The organism is Listeria monocytogenes (assembly GCF_900187225.1).
In the GTDB taxonomy this organism is placed as follows: domain Bacteria; phylum Bacillota; class Bacilli; order Lactobacillales; family Listeriaceae; genus Listeria; species Listeria monocytogenes.
The window spans coordinates 1,756,064-1,773,827 of the sequence record NZ_LT906436.1; the positions used below are offsets into that span (position 1 = coordinate 1,756,064).

The following is a 17,764-nucleotide window of genomic DNA, read 5'->3' on the forward strand; positions in this document are numbered from 1 at the left end:
TTTCACTCCTCTCTATTTCGCCACTCCGGCAACTAGTTTTCCATCTTTATGTTCATAAAAAGCTTGTAATTCTGCTTCATCGTGTGTTTTTCCAGTTTGTTCAAGCGTCGTGATTCTCGTCAGCATCATTTCATATTCATTTGGAATGACGAAAATAAAATTCGCTTTCTCTGCTTCCCAATTTTGTAGAATATCTTGGGCGAAATCACTTCCTGTAAGGTTTGCATGTTGTTCAATCAGCTGTTTTAATTTAGTTAATTCGGATGTGCTAAAAGTAGAGCGACTATTTACAAGTTCATGATTGATTTTGGCAGTTGTTGCTTGTTTATTATTAGTATAAATGTAAGCAACCCCACCAGACATTCCAGCTGCGAAGTTCTCCCCAATGTCACCGAGAACAACTACCGCACCTCCTGTCATATATTCACAACCGTTGTCGCCAATACCTTCAACGACAGCTGTTGCACCACTATTCCGAACGGCGAAACGTGCACCCGCTTTTCCGTGCATATAGGCAAATCCACCTGTTGCACCGTAAAGCGTTACATTTCCAACAATCGCGGAATCATGAGGTTTAATAGGTGTCTTAGCATCCGGACTAACAATTAATTTACCACCTGAAAGTCCTTTTCCGAAGTAATCATTGGCGTCGCCGTGAATTCGGAGCGTCATGCCGAGCGGTGTATAAGCACCAAAGCTTTGACCAGCTGATCCGACAAAATCAAGCGAAATGGTATCTTCTGGTAACCCTGCCGCTCCGTATTTTTTACTAATAAAGGAACCAGCAATCGTTCCAATCGCGCGGTCAACATTTCGTACAGCGAAAGTTCCAGTTACTTTTTCACCGTTTTCTAGTGCTGGCTGAATTAATGGCACAAGTTCGCGCATATCAAGCGTTTGGTCGATTTTGTGGTCTTGTTGTTTTGTACAATATTGGACTTGTTTTTTATAAAAATCATCACTATAAAGCATATTCGAAAAGTCGATATATTTTGCTTTCCAATGCGCTTCTTTTTTCTCGTGAGTAGTTAAAAATTCTTTATGTCCAATGATTTCTGTTAAACTTCTAAAGCCAAGTTCCGCCATCATTTCGCGCATTTCAGCAACGATAAAATGGAAGAAGTTCACGACATAATCTGCAGAACCACTGAATTTCTTCCGAAGCTCTGGATTCTGTGTGGCTACACCTACCGGACATGTATCCAAATGGCAAACACGCATCATCACACAACCTAATGTTACGAGTGGCGCAGTTGCGAAACCGAATTCTTCCGCGCCGAGCATAGCGGCAACTAGGACGTCTTTTCCTGTCATTAGTTTGCCATCTGTTTCGACAACGACTTTGTTTCTAAGACCGTTTAATAGTAATGTTTGGTGTGTTTCTGCCAAGCCGATTTCCCACGGCACTCCCGCGTGTCGGATACTTGTTCTTGCCGCCGCACCAGTTCCACCTTCATAACCACTAACTAAAATAACGTCCGCGTTCCCTTTTGCTACACCTGCAGCAATCGTGCCAATACCAGTTTTCGAAACTAGTTTCACATTGATACGTGCATTTTGATTTGCATTTTTCAAATCGAAAATCAATTGAGACAAATCTTCAATCGAGTAAATATCATGATGTGGCGGTGGTGAAATCAATCCTACACCAGTTGTTGAACCACGCGTTTTCGAAATCCATGGGTAGACTTTATTTCCAGGCAAGTGTCCACCTTCACCAGGTTTCGCTCCTTGAGCCATCTTGATTTGCAGTTCCTCTGCATTGACCAAGTAATGACTTGTAACACCAAAACGACCAGATGCAATTTGCTTAATAGCACTTCTACGCCAATCACCATTTTCGTCCGGAGTAAAACGGTTCGGGTTTTCGCCGCCTTCCCCACTATTACTTTTCCCACCAATACGATTCATTGCGATAGCAAGCGCTTCATGAGCTTCTTGACTAATCGAACCATAAGACATCGCGCCTGATTTAAATCGTTTGAAAATGGCTTCGGCCGGCTCTACTTCGTCCAGTGGAATCGGTTTGCGATCACTTGTAAAAGTGAGTAATCCTCTTAAAAAGGCATTATTTTGATTTTGCATTAAATCTGAATAAAGATTATACGTTTCACGGTCATTTTCACGGGTAGCTTGTTGCAAAGAATGAATCGCAAGCGGATTGTATACATGATATTCTCCGTTTGAGCGCCACTGATATTCCCCGCCTGTATTAAGCGTGAAACTCTGGTAGCCAATATCATGATAAGCTTCGCGGTGACGCAGCCATGCTTCTTGCGCAATGACATCTAGTGGAATCCCGCCAATTTGTGAGGCTGTACCTGGGAAGTAATGTTTAATCACCTCATCGCCAATTCCGATTGCTTCAAAAATCTGCGCCCCGCGGTAACTTTGCACCGTAGATATCCCCATTTTCGACATGATTTTTAGAATTCCATCTGTAATTGCTTCAATATAACGACTTTCCGCCTCATCAAGTGTAAATCCTTTGATTCGACCTTCTTTAATCAATCCGTCAAACGTATCGATAGCAAGACTTGGAAATACCGCGTCTGCCCCGTAGCCAATTAAAAGCGCACATTGATGGACATCTCTCGCTTCCGCTGTTTTCACGATAATACTCACTTGTGTACGCGTACCAGCTTTAACTAAATGATGATGTAAGCCACTGACAGCTAACAGAGAAGGAATGCCAATCCAGTCCGCATTCACCCCCTCATCTGATAAAATGAGCAATTCTGCCCCAGCTGCGATTTTTTCATCCGCTTCTGCAAATAATGCTTCTAGGCGAGCTTCTAAACCATCTCTTTCCTCTGCTTTAAATAAAATTGGTAAAGTGACAGTCGGTTGGGCAAATTTTGTTTGTTGTTCAAGTGCCGCAAATTCCCTTCGAGATAAAATCGGTGTTTTTAAGCGAATCCGGTTAGCATTTTGAGCAGTTGGATTTAGAATATTACCTTCATCACCAAGTAACGTCATCGCTGAAGTCACCGTTTCTTCGCGAATCCCATCAATCGGAGGGTTGGTTACTTGCGCAAAAAGTTGTTTAAAGTAATTAAATAACACTTGTGGTCGTTGGCTTAAAACAGCAAGTGGTGCGTCATAACCCATTGCGCCCATTGGATCTTTTTTCTCTGTTACCATCGGAATCAAAATTTTATTTAATTCGTCTTGTGTGTAACCAAATGCTCGTTGTTTTTTAAAACGTTCTGATTTATCCATTGCTTCATAATGTAAATCGGCTGCTGCTAAATCGGCAATTTCTGTCATTTCCGCTTCCAACCATTCACGGTACGGTTTTTCCGTTGTTAGTTCTTCTTTTAATTCAGCGTCCGCCACAATTCGTCCTTCTTCTAAATCAATTAACAACATCGTTCCTGCGCCAACCGTTTCTTTGCGAATAATTTCACTCGGATCCACTGGCACAACGCCCGTTTCCGAAGAATAAATAATCGTATGGTCTTTCGTTTCATAATAACGCGCCGGACGTAAGCCATTTCTATCCAAAATCGTCCCAATAACTCGACCATTCGTAAAGGAAATTGATGTCGGCCCATCCCACGGCTCCATTAAAGTACTATGATATTCGTAAAAAGCACGTTTCGGATCCGTCATATGCGGATTTTTATCCCAAGGTTCTGGAATAAGCATCATCGCCGCATGAGGTAATGAACGCCCTGCTTGCACTAAAAATTCTAACGCATTATCTAAAGTTGCCGAGTCACTACCGCTTTCATCAATAATTGGCAGTAATTTGGCTAAATCGTCACCAAGTAAACCAGATTCCGCTCTTTTCTCCCGAGCTTTCATCCAGTTGACATTGCCTCGTTGCGTATTAATTTCACCATTATGAATTAAATAACGGTACGGATGCGCCCGCTCCCAACTAGGAAAAGTATTCGTCGAGAAGCGTGAATGCACTAGCGCAAAAGCCGATACATACGCCGGATCTGCTAAGTCTAAATAATATTGGTTAATTTGTTCTGGTAGTAGCATTCCTTTAAAGATAACCGTTCTCGTTGATAAACTTGGAACGTAGAAAGTCTCTGTAATTAGCTTAGAAGTCGCAGCAAATTTTTCGATTTGCTTTCTAATTAAATAAAGTGCCCGTTCAAACCCAGCTTCATCTAATTCAGCGTTTTTCTGAATAAAAAGTTGATAAATCGCTGGTTCTGTTTTTCTTGCACCGGCACCTACCTTTGTTACATCAGTTGGTAATTTGCGCCAACCAAGGAACATTTGGCCTTCACTCGCAATCAGTTTTTCTGTTTCGTTCATTAAACATTCACGTTCTGTTTTATTTTGAGGGAAATTAAACATCCCAACAGCATAATGATATTTTCCAGGTAAAGTAATACCTAGTTTGCTACACTCGCGTCGGAAGAAAGAGTCTGAAATCTCAAGTAAAATACCAGCGCCATCGCCCGTATCCCCACCAACTTCTCCACCGCGGTGCTTTAATTGACAAAGCATATGAATACCTTGTTCGACAATTTTATGAGAAGAAATCTTTTTAATATTTGCTACGAAGCCAATTCCACAAGCATCGTGCTCATTTTCTGGATTGTATAGGCCGTGTTTTTTTGGTAAATTAGTTTGTTTCATCCTAGTTCCTCCTCTTCAAAAACCGAATCCTTCTAAGTCTTTCTGGTAATTATTTAAATTAACTGATAATTAACCAGCGATTCAGCTTACCTTACATTTCTTGTAGTATCTATTTTATTCCTTTTCATTTATCGAAACAATATATATAATAGAATAAAACAATCTCATTTCGAGAACAATCGGAGGTAAGAAATGGAACTACGACAATTAAAGTATTTTATGGAAGTAGCCCGCGTTGAGCATATGACCAAAGCTAGTGAGAATTTACACGTAGCCCAATCTGCCGTTAGTAGACAGATAACGAAACTCGAAGAAGAACTCGGCGTGCATTTATTTGACCGTGTTGGAAGAAATATGCAACTCACCAGCGTTGGTCAAGATTTCTTAAAACAAGCAGCAATCGCATTAAATGAACTACAAAAAGCCGAAGCACTCGTGGCCGAATATACCGATCCCGCAAAAGGAACTGTTCGCGTCGGCTTACCGAACTCCCTGTCTACCAAAGTGTTGCCATCCGTTATTTCGACCTTTCGGGAAAAATATCCGCAAATTACCTACCAGTTTATGGAAGGAACCAATGAAGAACTTACCGAGATGCTCTTAAGCGGCGTCCTTGATATGACTTTTTTATCGCCTGTCCCAGAATCTAGCGAACAAATTGAAGCCATTCGTTTTTTTGATGAAAAATTGAAGCTAATTGTCCCTAAAACCCATCCACTTGCTGAAAATTTCACCGTTTCACTAAAAGAGCTCGCTTCCGAAAAATTCGTCCTTTATCCAGAAGACTTTGATTTATATAAAATCGTAACAAAAGCTGCCAATAAAAAAGGATTCGAGCCACAAATAGCATTTCAAAGTAGAGATTTTTATACGATTCAAGGACTTGTCGGAGCAGGCCTTGGTATTAGTATTTTGCCCGAAATGATTTTAGATGGAGCGATTTTTAAGGAAACGAAAAGTATCGCTTTGCGTGATAAAGAATTGCGGCGTTCGGTCGGGATTATTACGACAAAAAAACGGAACCTATCCCCTTCCGAGAATTTGTTCCGTTCCTTTATTATTTCGTTCTTTTCGAATTAATTATTTTCAGAAAATGCAGCTGGATAATGGATAGTTCCAGCTAAATTTTCTAAACTACCATCATATAATTCTAACAACATAAAGTATTCAGCAGGCACATCAAATGGCGCCGGAATGGCAAACTGCTCAGAAGGAATAAACCCAAATCGCGGATAATAATCAGCATGTCCAAGCACAGCAATGGCCGGATATGCTTTTTCGCGTGATAAACGGATTCCTTCTTCCATTAATCTCGAGCCAACTCGTGTCCCTTGATATGCAGGTAAAACAGCAAGTGGCGCAAGTGCTAAAATAAATCTGCTTCGTCCAGCTGCTTCAAGCGAAATCTCACTAAACATAATGTACCCAACAATCAGTCCATCTTCCGCTTCGGCAACAAGAGATAACGCCGGTTGATAATAATCAGATCTCCGAATACTTTCAATTAAGTCTGCTTCTACAGTACCTTTAAAAGCTTCCTCATTCACACGACGAATGGCCTCGTAATCTTGTGGTTGTTCTTTCCGAATAATCATTTTTACTTAGTCACTCGTTTCATTGCCATACTATCTTCTAACTGTTTCATCGCATTTAACACCACATCAGCTGTCATTTCACCGGGCATCATATGGATTGTTTCATGCGGTTCCGTTGCACGTCTAGATACGTCCACAAGCGTTTCTTCTGCAAGTGTCGCAAGCCCCATATCATACAAACTCATCGGAAGTCCAAGCTCAGAATAAAATGGCAATAGGCGTTCGATTTCATCCCATCTATTTTCTATTACTAATTGAACTAAGATTCCGTATGCTACTTTATTACCGTGTAGTAAATGGTGCGTTTCCGGAACCATTGTTAGCGCATCATGAATCGAATGTGCTCCGGCACAACGACCATAATCATCGCCAAAACCTCCAACCATTCCACCAACTAAAATATTAGTCTCGATAATTTTAACAAATGCTTCATTTAACACTTGTTTATCCATGGCAGCAAGAGCTTCTCCACTATATTGCAGCAAATTATCACGACACATTTTAGCTGCAAAGTGCGCGATTTCAATTTCGACAGATTTGGTCGGTAAAGAATTTATAATCACATCTGCTTCATACCATTTAGCTAGCGTATCACCGATTCCTGCAATTAGTAACTCTTTTGGTGAGTCTAAAATCATTTCCGGATCAATTAATAAAAGCGCATTACTACTCGCAAACACATCGTAACGAATCATAGCGCCCTCTTCGTCGTACATCACACTAAGTGGTGTATAAGCGGCACAAGTTGATGCAAGCGTCGGTAAGATAATAACTGGCAAACGTAAAACTGCTGCTGCCGCTTTACATACGTCAGCTATTTTCCCGCCACCTACTGCGATAATCGCATCCATCTTATTTGTTTCCATGATTGCCACCAGACGATCGCGCTCCTCGTAGGTAGAACCACCATTATATACTTCAAAAGTAGATGTAACAGTTGATAAAACAGGGAATTTCTTTTTAGCGACTTCCCAAGAAGCATTTCCACGAACTACTAATACATTTTTCAAACCGCGGCGTTCTAGGTGAGTAGGTAATGTATCCCACGCGCCTACTTGGCATAAATATTCTTGCGGAGCTCCGCGAACAATCAATTCTTTATTCAACAAAAATCATCCCTTCTGTCTGGCACGGTCGGATATTCGGCTGCGACATTTATAATTCAAATTGTATAGGAACTTAAACCTACTGTCAATCGCACTATTGCTTAGCGATTTCGTCATCTCCAAACCATTTTTTACTAATTTCTTGCATTTTTCCTTCTTTGTATAATTTTTCAAAAGCTTCATTGATTTTTGTTTGTAGTTCTTTATCACTTTTGCGCATTCCTACAGCAAAATCTGTTGCATCAAAACCACCTGTTATAATATTGTAATCGCCTTTATTTTTTTGTTTATCAATGTAATAACGCGCGTATACTTCATCAATAATTAGACCATCAATCCGTTTATTATTTAAATCGATAAAAGCTGTATCAAACGTATCGTATAATTCTGGTTCGTTATTATTTATAATGTCTGTTAACACTTCTGGTTTTTTCGCCATATCATCGATGGAACTTGCCCCATTTTGCGCACCAAGCGTTTTATTTTTCATATCGCTAAATTGATTAATATTGCTTGATTTTAAAGTAACTAATACTTGTTCATTTTTCATGTAAGGTTGACTAAAAGCGACTTGTTTTTTCCTTGCGTCCGTCACAGTATAACCATTCCAAATTAAATCAATCGATCCATTCTTTAGTTCCGATTCTTTCATCGTCCAGTCAATCGGTGTGAATTTTGCTTTGATGCCATATTCTGCAAATACAGCTTTCGCAAGATCAATATCAAAACCAACCAAATTATCGTCTTTATCACGAAATCCCATCGGTACAAAACTATCATCTAAACCAATTACAACTTCTTTATCTTTTTTTATTCTACTCCACTGGTCCTCTTTAGATTCACTGCTGGAACAAGCTCCCAGCGCTAACATCACCATTAACATTACAGTTATTAATAATCCTTTTTTCATGTTAGATTGCCTCCTTTTTTAGTGGTTCTACTTCCATCATTTGATCCGCAACTTTTTCAGCAAAAGCGTGATCATGTGTAACGATAATCTGTGTAATACCAACCTTTTTCAAACTTAATATCAGTGCTGCAACATGATCGCGCAAGTCAGGATCTAAAGCGGATGTCGGTTCATCAAATAGCAGCACTTTGGGATTCATCGCAAGCGCTCTGGCAATCGCGACCCGTTGTTTTTGTCCGCCGGATAATTGGTATGGCATACTATTTGCTTTATCGGCTAAATCAAGTAAACCAAGTAATCGTTCTGCTTCTTTAACGGCTTCAGCTTTCTTGGTTTTCCGAGCAAGTGTCGGTGCCAAAATCAAATTATCTAAAACACTTAAGTGAGGAAACAAGTGGAATTCTTGGAAAACAACACCAATTGTATTTTCTACGTCTTTTCTCGACATTGGATCAATTTTTTCCCCGTCAATAAAAATTTCACCTGCATCCATTTTTTCCAGTCCACTAATACAGCGAAGTAAAGTTGTTTTCCCACCACCTGATGGACCAACAATTGAGAGAATTTCACCATCTTGAAGAGAAATATTCACATTATCTAAAATTGTTTTTTGATCAAATTTTTTCGATAGATTTTTAATTTCCAACATTTTCTTCACCTCATTTATAATAACTAAAACGTTTTTCAAGTTGTTTAAATAATACAGTTAGAATGGCAGTTAATGCTAAGTAGATTGCTGCTACTAATACGAGTGGAATCAGTGTAACATCTCTACTCATTGCAATTTTCCCAGCTCTTAGTAAATCGCCAATTCCGAGAATGTATACTAAGGACGAGTCTTTTACTAAGTTAATAACTTCATTCCCAATTGCTGGTAAGACACGTTTGACAACTTGTGGTAAGACAATTTTCCGAAGTGTCTGGCCGTAAGTAAGACCTAAAACCTTGGCGCTCTCATATTGCCCATTTTCGATGGAAAGAAATCCCCCGCGGAAAATCTCTGCAAAATAAGCTGCATAATTTAAAATAAAAGCAATAAACACGGCATCCATTCGGTCAAAAACAACCCCGATAATCGGTAACCCATAATAAATAAAAATTAATTGTAAAAGTAAAGGCGTGCCTCGCATAATCCAAATGTAAATATTTAAAATGAATTTAAGTGGGGCTATTTTGCTAATATTTCCCACTGCCACAACCGCTCCTAATGGTATAGAACAAACTAATGTAACAACAAAAACGAGTAATGTTGTTTTCGCCCCGTCAAGTAATGCTGGTAAAATCTCCATGATATAATCCATAATTCTTCGCTCCTTTTTTAACATAAAAAAATCCCGTCGCACTTGGCACTAATTGGCCAAGAGGACGAGAATAATATTCACGTGGTTCCACCTCAATTTGCTGATACTTCGCAGTATCAACCTCTGTTAGTTCGAGACTAACAAGCTATAACGGGCTTAACCCGAGTTCACCTACTCACTTATGCTTCAGCAAACCAGCTCCGAGATGTGTTCGATAACGCTATCTTTATCCTTTCACACCAACCAAGGACTCTCTTCTAAAGAATTACGCTCTACTTGTTCTGTTCGACGCTTTTACTTCTTCTTGCTAATACTCTACCACGATAAAGCGATAGAGTCAACCGTTTTATTTACAAAAAAAGTGATACGCCAATCATAATTGGTGTACCACTTTTTATTAATCTTTGGCAATCAGTAAGTAATCATCTTTCTGTTCAAAGTAGATTTTCACTTCTGTTCCTACGCCACTCTCAGATTGAATACAAATTTCGTGACCTAGTTTCTTTGCCATTTGTTTAGCTAGGTATAAACCCATGCCCGTTGCTTTTTTCTCTTGTCTACCAATATTACCCGTGAAACCTTGCTCGAAAACACGTGGTAAATCTTCTTCCTTAATTCCACGTCCATTGTCTTTCATGTGCAAAACTTTCTTACCCGATGCTTCTGTATCACACCAAATTTTTACTTCGCCACCACTTTTTGTGTATTTGAGTGCATTGGACAAGATTTGATCCAAAATAAAACCAAGCCACTTACTATCCGTCCGCACATCCATATCTACATTTTGCAAATCCAATTTCATTTTCTTCCCAATGAAAAGTTTAGAATGACGTTTGACCGATTCGCGCACTACTACTCCAAGATTTTGCTCCTGAATAAAATAGTCTTTTGAGAATGTATCTAGTCGTGAAAAATAAAGTGCCTGCATAACTAATTTATCTATTGTTGTTAATTCTTCATCAATTTGCTTGAAAATTGTTTCTGTATCATTTAAATCAGGATTGTTAATTAACATTTTACTTGCAACAACTGGGGTTTTTACTTCATGTACCCAGTATAAAATAAAATCATGGTATTCTTGCTGTTTATCCTGTAGCTTACTAATTGTTCGTAATTCTTCTTTATGTTTCTTCGCCATTAGTTGGTTAAAAAAGGCTTGTTCGCGAGTACGTGGTTTTGGTAGTAATTCAATGATATTCTCTTCAATCTCCCCGCTAACAAGTTCCTTCATTTCGCGCCAATAACTATATTTAAAGAAATAGCCCAGCACGAGATAGGAAAGCAAGAAGACTAAAACAAAAACATACAAGTAAATGAAATTTCCAAGCGTTAATTTACTGTTCGGATCAATCGAAATCAACACGCCCACAAAAAACATAATACTACAAAAAAACAATAAGAAAAATCGCTTATCTTTTAAATAACTCCACCAATTCATGGCGCACCTCCTCGCTACTAATTAGTTTACTTCATTTGAAATAATTTGAAACGTAGCAAAATCAAACAACCCTTGATCGGTTAATTTTAATTCTGGAATAACTGGTAATGTTAAGAATGACAATGTTAAAAATGGATCAAAACCGTTAGCTGTACTAATCTGTTTAAAGGCATTTAAAAGGCCCGCTAAATCGTTTTCCACTTCTTCGTATGATTTATCACTAAGCAATCCAGCGATAGGAAGGGCTAAATCATGAAGTACCTGACCAGCTCCGTTTACTACAGCAATCCCGCCACCTGTTTGAGTAATATGATCAATAGCCGCTTTCATTGCTTCATCACTAACGCCAACAGCAACAATATTATGAGAATCGTGCGCGACAGTCGTAGCAATTGCGCCTTCTGTTAAACCAAAGCCTTTTACGATACCCACTCCGACACAACCAGTATCATGGTGACGCTCTACAACTGCCATTTTGAGTAAATCGTTTTCCACGGTTGGAACAAACTTACCGCCTTGAATAGTCACTTGTTCGATACGTTTTTCTGTAAATAAGCTATTGGGTTGCATTCCGATTACATAACACGTTTCTTTGGTCAAAGGTAACGCTAAATCTTGTAAATGTACATGATGATTAATTGGTGGAGATACAAATGGTACTGCTGCTTGTTGCTTAAAAGCTGCTTCGTTACGAACACCATTATCCACGACTACTTCTCCATTTTTCAAAACTTTACTAATTTCTACTGTTTCTATATCTGTTAGAAAAACAATATCCGCTTGGTATCCTGCAGCAACTGCACCAAGGTATGGCAAATTATGACAATTAGCAGCATTAATGGTTGCCATTTGGATAGCGGTAATTGGGTCTATTCCATTTTTGATAGCCAGTTTAATGTTATAGTTAATCGATCCTTCTGTAATTAAATCATTAATTAGTTTATCATCTGTGCAAAAGCAAAAACGATGGCTATTTTTTTCAGATACGGCAGGAATTGTTTGAAGTAAATCACGACCTACAGTTCCCTCACGCAACATAACAAACATCCCAGCACGTAAGCGGTCTGTCGCCTCTTTCGCCGTGGTGCTCTCGTGGTCTGTCCGAATGCCAACTGCCAAATAATTATTCAAATCAGCGCTAGTTAGGCCGGCACCGTGGCCATCAATTCGACCGCCTTCTTTTTTAGCATCGATTATTTTCCTTAAAATATCATCGCTGCCCTTTGCTACGGACGGAAAGTCCATTACTTCTGCAAGGCCGATTACTTTTTCGTGTCTATAAAGTGGGTGGAGTTTCTCGGCGTGTAGTGTTTCTCCATTATGCTCCCCTTCCGTTGCGGGAACGCTTGAAGGAAGCATTACAAACATATCTAGTGGAGCCCCTTTGGCATCTTCTAGCATAAACTCGATTCCTTTTTCTCCAGCAACATTGGCAATTTCATGCGGGTCTGTAACAATCGTTGTAACACCATTTGGGAGTAAGACACGGGCAAACTCAGCAGGTGTGACCATCGCACTCTCCACGTGGACATGTGCATCAATAAAACCAGGTGCAATAAAGGCACCGGCAGCATCTATTATCTTTTCTGCATCTGGAAAACTACCAATACCAGCAATATAACCGTTTTTGATGGCAATATCTCCGTCCATTATTTCTCCTGAAAAGACATTTATTATTCGTCCATTTTTTATCACTAAATCTGCTTTTGCTCGTCCATCACTTACTGCAACTCGTTCTTGCAGTTGTTTTAAATTCTCCACCAAAATTCGCCTCCGTCAATTAAGCTTCAAAGAAACCTTCATCAAGCAAATAACCTTCCGCGCTTTCAAGGGTTGGGAAAACTGCTTCCAAGTTCTCCCCCGTATAAATAACCCACATTTTATTTTCATACACTAGTGAAAGTTTTTCGCCACTATTGTCTTGATATATTTTAGTTAGACCTTCTTTATAGCCATCCTCGTCACTATCCATGAATTCTTTTGCTTCTAATAGTAATACGCGTATTTCATTTTCGGAGTAATCTTTTACATTCACATAGCCTTGTTTGTCGAGTGGCTCTACCTCTAAAAATGGTGCATAAACAAAAGCATTGCCGTTTGGATGAAGATGTTTGACGATGATTTTCTTATCTCTTTTACTTGCTGGATAGTGCACGTTAATACGACCCATAGAAATTTCATGTAATTCAAAACCATTGATAGATTCTATTAATGCTTTTTTTTCTTCAAAGTTTAACATAGTGTTATTTTTCCCCCAAATTAATTTTCTTTTAAAATATCTGTCACTAAAGCCGGTAACCATACTTTTAAATCATTAAAAACAAAACCAGCTTCGGTAGCTTTCGCATTATCTAAATAATAGGTTTTTTCAATGCCGAACGGGGAATCATCGACGTCATCCGTCACCTCTTCAACTAGTGCTAATTCCCCGATTTTTTCTTCAAGCATTTTGATAAAACCATTTAACGCGTATGTGCCATTGGAGGTAGCGTTTACTGGACCTGTCAGATCCGATTCCACGCCAACCCACTCTAAAAAATGTGCCGCTTCATCAGAAGTAATAAAGCCAATCTCAGCTTGTCCATTACTAATTCCAATTTCTTGGTGGTTTTTAATATGATTAATATGAAAGTGAAGGCGTTTTGTGTAATCGTCAAGTCCAAGCACGATTGGAAAACGAACTGCTACAACTGGAAAAGAAGCTTTTTGGAAAAATACGGCTTCAGCAAGTCGTTTCCCTTCACCGTAATCAAAATCTTCTTTATCACCAATAACAATTTCGTAATGCTCTGGATTAAAGTCAGCCTCAACTAAAGCTCGACCTTTTTGACTATAAACAGAGAGTGATGATGTATATATGTATCGTTTTACCTTGCCTTTAAATGCATCTACGGCATAAAGTGCTTCTTTCGGAGAGAAACATATATTATCGTAAATAACATCCCAGTCTTCTTTTGCTAATTGGAATAAAGCATCTCTTGATTCTCGATTTAAAACAACTCGTTTGACAGTATCACCAAAATTATCTTCTGTTTTTCCCCTTGTGCCAATGGTGACATCATGTCCTTCTGAAACAAGTCTTTCCACTAATTTCTTGCCAAAAAAACGAGTACCACCGAATACTAAAATTTTCATTTGGACTCCTCCTCCATTTACGAAAAACAGGAAGTTCGCGTTTTTTTAGCGCTATCTCCCTGTTTTTTCGTCATTCAATCATATATCCTTGGCCTTTTTTTGTTTTGATAAATTCGCTCAAACCAATTTCTGCAAGTTTTTTACGAATACGAACAACATTAACTGTCAATGTATTATCATCAACAAAACTTTCATCTTCCCAAAGTGCGCGCATAATTTCATCACGACTTACAATGCTACCTTTTTGTTTCATTAATTCATATAAAATCAAAAATTCATTTTTCGTTAGCTCAATTTTATCTTCTAAATGTGTAAGTGTGTTCGTATCAATGTGTAGGAAAACATTATTATGCTCCATTACATTTGCTTCTTCTAAATCTGCGTAGGAATATGTTCGCCTTAATAGAGCATTTATCCTCGCCATTAAAACATCCAGATCAACTGGTTTTTCAATATAATAATCTGCACCCATGTTCATGCCCATTATTTGGTCCATTCGCGAATTACGTGATGATAAAAAGATAATGGGTACATTCGAAACTTCTCGGATTTGATTACACCAATAAAAACCATCAAAGAAAGGAAGATTAACATCTAAAATAACTAATTGGGGTTCGAAAGCTAAAAACTCTTGTAAAATATTGTTAAAATCCTCTACTACACCAATCTCAAATCCCCATTTACTTAAATGTTTTCGAATTGTATCACGAATCACTTCATCATCTTCTACGATATATACCTTTACCATTTCTAGTGCCTCCCTCGGTGGAACTCTCTTCTCATTTTAGCTGAAATAACCACAAAAGCCAATTACTTTTTATTGGCCATCACAATTTTGGTAAAAGAATTGATACACAAAAAGTAATACGCCGTATAACAGACAATATAAATACCTGTACCAATTAATACCGGATATTTTATATTATCCATTAAATTAACAGAAATACCCCACAGTGCAGCCATGGAATGCGCAATTCCAAAAAATAATGGAATAACAAAAATCGGCCATACCTGCTTGGAAATAATTTTCCGGATTTCTTTTTCAGTAACCCCTAGTTTAAATAAAATCTCAAACTTGGCTTTTTCAGAAACAGCATCTGTAACTAATTTGAAGTAAATGATACTTCCTGTTGCTAAAAAGAATACAATGCCAATAAAAATACCTATAAATAATAATGAACCTACCACTGTGGAGATCAAGTGGTAATTCGTATAATAGGAAGAAACATTGTCCGAGAATAATGAAGGCTCCCCGTCAACGATTGTTTGCACTTTCTTATCTAAGCTCTCACTATGATTCGGATTAGTAATATCAAACATTGTCACAGATTCAGGGCGGAAAAGTCGTTCCAAATCATCATAATATTCATCGGAAACAACCAGCGTTTCATAAGAAATTCCTGTATTAAAAATTGAATTTTCTCGGAAATCCACTACTTTTATTGGTGGCATTTTCTTTGCAGCTGATTTATTTGATTGAACGACCATTTTACGAGTAAGCCATTTTTCTTGAATGTCTGGCCTTGCGTAATAAGTATTTTTTCCAAGTAAGATCGCTTCACCATAGGCAATTTTTTTAGATTGGACAAAATCGCTCTGCTGCCTTTCACCGATACGATTATATTCTGATTCCGATACAATTGTATGAATGAATGTATCCATATGCATCTTATATTTAGGAATATCTTTATATTCCACTTCAGCGCTAAGCATCTCTGCTTGCATCAACTTTTTCAATTTATGATCTTGATCATCATGAATCGTTTGAATAATCTCTTTTTCATTTTTAGCAGAAATATTGAGCACTTGATAACTGGAGGGATTCTCCGCTGAAATATCATTAATTGTACGCACATAAAAACTACTCATGGAGCCAATAATCGTTAACGTTGTCGCACTAAGTACAGCAATCATCGCAATCGTACTAGCATTTTTCTTTAACCTAAAACGAAGCGATGTAATCCCCAGCACATTCGTCCCTTTATAAAAGAAACGTTTATTATTGTATAGTTGTCGAATTACATAAGGGGTGCCAAACCTAACCATCAGCCAGGTTCCTAAAATAACGCAAGCAAGTATCACTAAAATTAAATCAAAAAAACCATAGGCTAGCCAAATAGGCGATTCTTCAATATTCCTCGTTGCCACATAGTATCCAAAAGCGATTAAAGCTAACCCAATTAACATAAAAACCAGCGAACCTTTGGCTACTTTTTCTTCTTTTTCATCATTTTTAAATAGCTGATTCAAATTATAACGTAATACAAGAAAAACAGCATAAACAGATGTGAAAAGCATGATACCAAAAAAGACCAGCATCGTATCGATAATCGCTTTAAAAGAAATAATAAATTCTGCATCAATCGCAAGGCCAACTATCCAAAATAAGACCATTGCAAACAATTTAGAAGAGAAAATTCCAATTAAAACACCAAAAATAGTTGCAAGCATATATAGCATCGCATTTTCAAAAAATAATACTAATACAATTTGCGATTTTCGCAAACCAAGTAATGAATAAAGCCCTATTTCTCGTTTTCGTCTTTTAAGAAAAAAACTATTGGAATAAAATATAAAAAAGATAATAAACAATATTAACATGAGACTAGCTGACGAAAACATGGCCGGTCCGAATAACTCCCAACGTTTAAACACTGTGTCAATCAGCGGGTTATACGATAACGAAACAAACGTAAAAAAAACTAATACACAAACAATTAACGAAACAAAATAAACAATATATTGATTAAAGTTCTTTCGCATATTGGTCAGCGCGACTTTAAATAACATCGTTTTCGCCACCTCCAAGAAGCGCCAAAACATCTAATACCTTCTGGAAAAATTGTTTTCTAGAACTTGTCCCTCGGTAGATTTCAGTGAAAATTTCGCCATCTTTAATAAACATAATTCTTTCGCAGTAACTGGCTGCAAAAGCATCGTGCGTCACCATCATAATAGTGGAATCACGCACATCTTTTGCTTGAGAGAGTCCTTCTAATAAATTGGTCGCTGATTTGGAATCAAGCGCGCCAGTGGGTTCATCCGCAAAAATCAGCGTTGGTTCAGTAATCATTGCTCGACAAACCGCTGTTCGCTGCTTTTGTCCACCAGATATTTCGGTTGGGTACTTGTTCCTTAACTCAAAAATCCCAAATTGACGTGCAATAATTTCAAACCGCTGATCAATTTCAGCTTGTTTAATATGAGCAAGAGCCAGCGGTAGAACAATATTATCCTTCACAGTCATCGTATCTAATAAATTATAGTCTTGAAATATAAAACCAAGCTGATCTCTTCTAAAAACAGCTAATTCTTTTCCGTTCATGGTAGAAATTTGCTTTCCACCAATCTCAATTTCTCCAGAGGTTGGTTTATCTATAGAAGACAATACATTTAATAAAGTAGATTTCCCAGCACCAGAGGGACCCATAATGCCTACAAAGGAGCCTTTTTGTATCTCTAGACTAATACTTCCAAGCGCAGAAAATAAATTTCCTTTTGAACCGTATACTTTTCTAACTTTATGCGCCTTTAGCACTGTTTCCATTGTATTCCTCCCGTTACGTTCTTATTTGGTTATTTTACCTTAATTTTAAACAAGATACTATGGGCTATAGTTGTATTTATTAAAAAAATCATTTATCCGTAAAAAAACAGATAAATGATTTTTCTTA

At 38.0% G+C, this 17,764-nt stretch carries 14 protein-coding genes and 1 other annotated feature; of the genes, 1 reads left to right on the forward strand and 13 read right to left on the reverse strand.

The features are described 5' to 3' along the window. Nucleotides 1-12: 12 nt before the first annotated feature. A complete protein-coding gene (gene gltB / locus CKV70_RS08930; protein WP_014600917.1) occupies nucleotides 13-4,605 on the reverse strand; it encodes a glutamate synthase large subunit in 4,593 nt (1,530 codons plus the stop codon). A gap of 192 nt (nucleotides 4,606-4,797) precedes the next feature. Here gltB and CKV70_RS08935 point away from each other — a divergent pair, with 192 nt between their 5' ends. Then, nucleotides 4,798-5,685 (forward strand): glutamate biosynthesis transcriptional regulator GltC, encoded by an 888-nt coding sequence (locus CKV70_RS08935; RefSeq protein WP_014600918.1) that lies wholly within the window; start codon nucleotides 4,798-4,800, stop codon nucleotides 5,683-5,685. On the opposite strand, the gene CKV70_RS08940 is transcribed toward CKV70_RS08935, so the two are convergent. The 12 genes from CKV70_RS08940 to virB form a co-directional block, all read right to left on the reverse strand. Beyond that, on the reverse strand, nucleotides 5,682-6,200 hold the full coding sequence (locus tag CKV70_RS08940; RefSeq protein WP_009932115.1) for a GNAT family N-acetyltransferase: 519 nt from the start codon (nucleotides 6,198-6,200) through the stop codon (nucleotides 5,682-5,684). The genes CKV70_RS08935 and CKV70_RS08940 overlap by 4 nt on opposite strands. A gap of 2 nt (nucleotides 6,201-6,202) precedes the next feature. Then, complete coding sequence (locus tag CKV70_RS08945; RefSeq protein WP_010989799.1) at nucleotides 6,203-7,309, reverse strand: iron-containing alcohol dehydrogenase family protein; 1,107 nt, start codon at nucleotides 7,307-7,309, stop codon at nucleotides 6,203-6,205. Nucleotides 7,310-7,400: 91 nt separating this feature from the next. Beyond that, a complete protein-coding gene (locus CKV70_RS08950) occupies nucleotides 7,401-8,216 on the reverse strand; it encodes an amino acid ABC transporter substrate-binding protein (protein WP_009912711.1) in 816 nt (271 codons plus the stop codon). Between the two features lies 1 nt (nucleotide 8,217). Further along, a complete protein-coding gene (locus CKV70_RS08955) occupies nucleotides 8,218-8,865 on the reverse strand; it encodes an amino acid ABC transporter ATP-binding protein (RefSeq protein ID WP_003722216.1) in 648 nt (215 codons plus the stop codon). Between the two features lie 10 nt (nucleotides 8,866-8,875). After that, on the reverse strand, nucleotides 8,876-9,517 hold the full coding sequence (locus CKV70_RS08960; RefSeq protein WP_003729791.1) for an amino acid ABC transporter permease: 642 nt from the start codon (nucleotides 9,515-9,517) through the stop codon (nucleotides 8,876-8,878). Nucleotides 9,518-9,574: 57 nt separating this feature from the next. Next, nucleotides 9,575-9,815: a binding site (T-box leader), on the reverse strand. Between the two features lie 99 nt (nucleotides 9,816-9,914). Then, a complete protein-coding gene (locus tag CKV70_RS08965; protein WP_010989801.1) occupies nucleotides 9,915-10,955 on the reverse strand; it encodes a sensor histidine kinase in 1,041 nt (346 codons plus the stop codon). Nucleotides 10,956-10,976: 21 nt separating this feature from the next. Beyond that, complete coding sequence (gene ade / locus CKV70_RS08970) at nucleotides 10,977-12,719, reverse strand: adenine deaminase (RefSeq protein ID WP_010989802.1); 1,743 nt, start codon at nucleotides 12,717-12,719, stop codon at nucleotides 10,977-10,979. A 16-nt stretch (nucleotides 12,720-12,735) separates the two neighbouring features. Further along, a complete protein-coding gene (locus CKV70_RS08975; protein WP_003733254.1) occupies nucleotides 12,736-13,194 on the reverse strand; it encodes a hypothetical protein in 459 nt (152 codons plus the stop codon). 20 nt (nucleotides 13,195-13,214) lie between these two features. After that, entirely contained in the window at nucleotides 13,215-14,090 is an 876-nt protein-coding gene (locus tag CKV70_RS08980; RefSeq protein ID WP_003722221.1) for an SDR family oxidoreductase, read from the reverse strand. A 70-nt stretch (nucleotides 14,091-14,160) separates the two neighbouring features. Beyond that, on the reverse strand, nucleotides 14,161-14,838 hold the full coding sequence (virR, locus tag CKV70_RS08985) for a two-component system response regulator VirR (RefSeq protein ID WP_003722222.1): 678 nt from the start codon (nucleotides 14,836-14,838) through the stop codon (nucleotides 14,161-14,163). A 62-nt stretch (nucleotides 14,839-14,900) separates the two neighbouring features. Continuing rightward, a complete protein-coding gene (gene virA / locus CKV70_RS08990; RefSeq protein ID WP_003722223.1) occupies nucleotides 14,901-16,880 on the reverse strand; it encodes an ABC transporter permease VirA in 1,980 nt (659 codons plus the stop codon). Continuing rightward, nucleotides 16,870-17,637, reverse strand: coding sequence for an ABC transporter ATP-binding protein VirB (gene virB / locus CKV70_RS08995; RefSeq protein WP_003722224.1), 768 nt, complete (start codon nucleotides 17,635-17,637; stop codon nucleotides 16,870-16,872). Before virB ends, virA begins: the two co-directional genes overlap by 11 nt. Nucleotides 17,638-17,764 lie beyond the last annotated feature (127 nt).

Bases quoted from the DNA above. Each gene is read 5' to 3' on its own strand.
- gltB (WP_014600917.1), bottom strand. From the start codon at position 4,605: ATGAAACAAACTAATTTACCAAAAAAACACGGCCTATACAATCCAGAA.
- CKV70_RS08935 (WP_014600918.1), top strand. From the start codon at position 4,798: ATGGAACTACGACAATTAAAGTATTTTATGGAAGTAGCCCGCGTTGAG.
- CKV70_RS08940 (WP_009932115.1), bottom strand. From the start codon at position 6,200: ATGATTATTCGGAAAGAACAACCACAAGATTACGAGGCCATTCGTCGT.
- CKV70_RS08950 (WP_009912711.1), bottom strand. From the start codon at position 8,216: ATGAAAAAAGGATTATTAATAACTGTAATGTTAATGGTGATGTTAGCG.
- CKV70_RS08955 (WP_003722216.1), bottom strand. From the start codon at position 8,865: ATGTTGGAAATTAAAAATCTATCGAAAAAATTTGATCAAAAAACAATT.
- CKV70_RS08960 (WP_003729791.1), bottom strand. From the start codon at position 9,517: ATGGATTATATCATGGAGATTTTACCAGCATTACTTGACGGGGCGAAA.
- CKV70_RS08965 (WP_010989801.1), bottom strand. From the start codon at position 10,955: ATGAATTGGTGGAGTTATTTAAAAGATAAGCGATTTTTCTTATTGTTT.
- CKV70_RS08975 (WP_003733254.1), bottom strand. From the start codon at position 13,194: ATGTTAAACTTTGAAGAAAAAAAAGCATTAATAGAATCTATCAATGGT.
- CKV70_RS08980 (WP_003722221.1), bottom strand. From the start codon at position 14,090: ATGAAAATTTTAGTATTCGGTGGTACTCGTTTTTTTGGCAAGAAATTA.
- virR (WP_003722222.1), bottom strand. From the start codon at position 14,838: ATGGTAAAGGTATATATCGTAGAAGATGATGAAGTGATTCGTGATACA.
- virA (WP_003722223.1), bottom strand. From the start codon at position 16,880: ATGTTATTTAAAGTCGCGCTGACCAATATGCGAAAGAACTTTAATCAA.
- virB (WP_003722224.1), bottom strand. From the start codon at position 17,637: ATGGAAACAGTGCTAAAGGCGCATAAAGTTAGAAAAGTATACGGTTCA.